Origin of the sequence: Burkholderia sp. Ac-20392 (assembly GCF_017104585.1) — a bacterium.
Taxonomy (GTDB): domain Bacteria; phylum Pseudomonadota; class Gammaproteobacteria; order Burkholderiales; family Burkholderiaceae; genus Burkholderia; species Burkholderia lata.
The window spans coordinates 1-2,587 of sequence record NZ_JAAGPB010000784.1 but is presented as its reverse complement, the minus strand read 5'-3'; the positions used below and the strand labels follow the sequence as shown (position 1 = coordinate 2,587).

Annotated in this window: 3 protein-coding genes and 1 pseudogene; 1 reads left to right on the top strand and 3 read right to left on the bottom strand. The window is 67.8% G+C overall.

The genetic code is table 11. From position 1 onward, the window contains the following. The 3 genes from G3N99_RS38190 to G3N99_RS38180 all read right to left on the bottom strand — a co-directional run. Nucleotides 1-356, bottom strand: a 356-nt coding sequence (locus G3N99_RS38190) for a PliI family lysozyme inhibitor of I-type lysozyme (RefSeq protein WP_206124963.1), incomplete at its 3' end; no start/stop codon positions are given. A 251-nt stretch (nucleotides 357-607) separates the two neighbouring features. After that, complete coding sequence (locus G3N99_RS38185; RefSeq protein ID WP_011352224.1) at nucleotides 608-1,159, bottom strand: DUF6013 family protein; 552 nt, start codon at nucleotides 1,157-1,159, stop codon at nucleotides 608-610. A 159-nt stretch (nucleotides 1,160-1,318) separates the two neighbouring features. Then, entirely contained in the window at nucleotides 1,319-2,335 is a 1,017-nt protein-coding gene (locus G3N99_RS38180) for a zinc-binding alcohol dehydrogenase family protein (protein ID WP_174986106.1), read from the bottom strand. Between the two features lie 122 nt (nucleotides 2,336-2,457). Between G3N99_RS38180 and G3N99_RS42240 the strand changes: the two are divergent. Beyond that, nucleotides 2,458-2,587 (top strand): annotated as a pseudogene (locus G3N99_RS42240) (LysR family transcriptional regulator); the annotation flags it as partial.

Sequence of the window (2,587 nt, the reverse complement as noted above, 5' to 3'; positions counted from 1 at the left end):
CGCGCTCGGCCGACATACCCGCCGCTGCCGGCCGAGCGCGTCGTCACGACGAGCGCCTGCGGCGCACGTGCACCGAGGTCGGCCGTGAATGCATCGGTGACCGTACCATCACGCGCATGCAGCGCGCCCGTCACGTAATCGTCGGTATCGAAGCCGGGGGCGGCATGCGCGGACGAATACACGCGCACCGCGTAGCTGCCGGTCGAGCACGGTTCGAGCGCGCCGCTCGACACGACCGCCACCTGCTGCCGCGACGGCAGCTCGACTTTTTTCACGAAACCGCAATCGTCGGCCGCGTGCGCGTGCGCGGCGACGAACGCAATGGCACACAGCAACGCGCGCATTCGGCATTTCATCGGGATGTCGTGACAGGAAGGTGATGATGCGGGCGAGCATAGCGTGACATTCGCATGACGTCACGCGGGTCGCCACGCGACCGCCGTACGTCGAACGGCAGCCGTCGTACCGTTGCAGCAGCGCAGTACCGTGCTGCAGGTCGCGAAACGGCACCGTGACGGCGACACGAACGGTCACGTGTCGCCGGGCCAGCCCGCGCGTCGAATCCGTTGCACGCGCACCGGCTCCAACGCCGGCCCGCGCGCGCCGCTCAGCGCTTGATCGACACCGTCACCTTCGAGCCGTCGCTCATCGTGACGGACTTCGACCCGCCGTTGGTCGGGATCGACACCCACTTCACCTGGCTCACCGACACGACGTCCGGGCACTGCAGCGACTTGCCGCCGGCCGTCACGCTGCGTGTACCTTTCGGCGCGGCCGCCTGGAAGCTCATCTGCACGTTGGCGATCCCCTTCGCATCGATCGACGGCGCGAGCCGCACCTGGGTCTGGCGCACCATCGCGCCGTTCTCGTCGCGCGGCAGGCTGTCGGCGTTCGGGCACCCGTCGGGCATCGCGACCGCGCCGCTCGGCGGCACCGACTTCCAGTTGAAGTCGTCCGTCTCGCCCGAGCGGATCTTGCGGGTTTCCTGCGTATTGCCGAAGGTCTTCGAATCGACCTTGACGGTGTATTCGAGCTGTCCGGTACCGCCGCCCTTCAGGCTGCCCTTGACCGGCGGCGCCGCGAATACGCTCGCGCTGACGCACGCCGCCGCGAACACGACCGACCACGATGCGGCGACTGACAAGCTGCGTTGGCTCATGCTGACCTCCTTGGTATGCGGCGGCACGCGCGTGCCGCGCGGTTTTCGATGCATGATGCGCTGCCAGTCTACCGCCAAGCGGCATGCAATGCGCCGCAAACGCATCGGGTGTTACCCCGCTTGCGTTCGCGGCGCCGCAACCTTACGCGCGATGCCGGCTCAGAAGCCGCTCAGCACGAGCTTGCCGATCGAACGCCCGGCCTCGAGCAGCTGGTGCGCGCGCCGCACGTTCGCCGCATTGATCGTGCCGAGCTGCTCGCCGAGCGTCGTGCGCAGCGTGCCGCCGTCGACGAGCCGCGCGACTTCGCCGAGGATGCGGTGCTGTTCGATCATGTCCGGCGTCTCGAACATCGCGCGCGTGAACATGAATTCCCAGTGAAACGCGGCACTCTTCGCCTTCAGCAACTCGACCGGCACCGGCTTGTCGTTCTCGACGATCGTGCAAATGCCGCCCTGCGGCCGGATTACCTCCGCTGCGGCAGGAAAGTGACGATCCGTGTCGTTGAAAATCAGCACGTAGTCGACGTTCGGATGCCCGGCCTCGCGCAACTGCGCAGGCAGGTCGCCGAAATGGTCGACCACCGCGTCCGCACCCAGCGAGCGCACCCAGTCGGCCGACGCCGGCCGCGACGCGGTGGCGATCACGTGCAGCTTGCCGAGCGTCTTCGCGAGCTGGATCGCGATCGAGCCCACGCCACCCGCGCCGCCGATGATCAGCACCGACTTGCCGGCGTCCGCGCCCTGCGGCGACACGTGCAGCCGGTCGAACAGCGCTTCCCACGCGGTCAGCGCGGTGAGCGGCAGCGCGGCCGCGGCGGCGAAATCGAGCGTGCGCGGCTTCAGCGCGGCGATCCGCTCGTCGACCGTATGGAATTCGCTGTTCGCGCCCGGCCGCGTGATGCTGCCCGCGTAGAACACTTCGTCGCCCGGCCGGAACAGCGTGACGTCGGCGCCGACCGCGACCACCGTGCCGGCCGCATCCCAGCCGAGCACGCGCGGCGCGTCCTCGACCTGCGGCTTCGGCGCGCGCACCTTGGTGTCCACCGGGTTCACGGAAATCGCCTCGACCTTCACGAGCAGGTCGCGCGGGCCCGGCACGGGCTGCGGCAGCTCCACGTCGAGCAAGGCTTGCGGGTCGTCGATCGGCAGATAACGGGTCAGTCCAACGGCTTTCATTACGACACTCCTTCAGGAAATCCTGTGGGCTGCGGCGCAGCCCCATGAACGTCATCGTAGGCAACCCGATCATTCGAGAAAACCGCTATATTTCCTGAAACATTTTCAGGATTTTCAGAATAATGGCCTCCGATCCGATTCCGGCCCCCGACAAACCGCTCGACCTGCTCGACGTTGCGCTGTTCGTGCGCGCGGCGCTGCTCGCGAACGTCACCGCGGCCGGGCGCGAGTTCGGCGTGTCGGCCGCGGTCA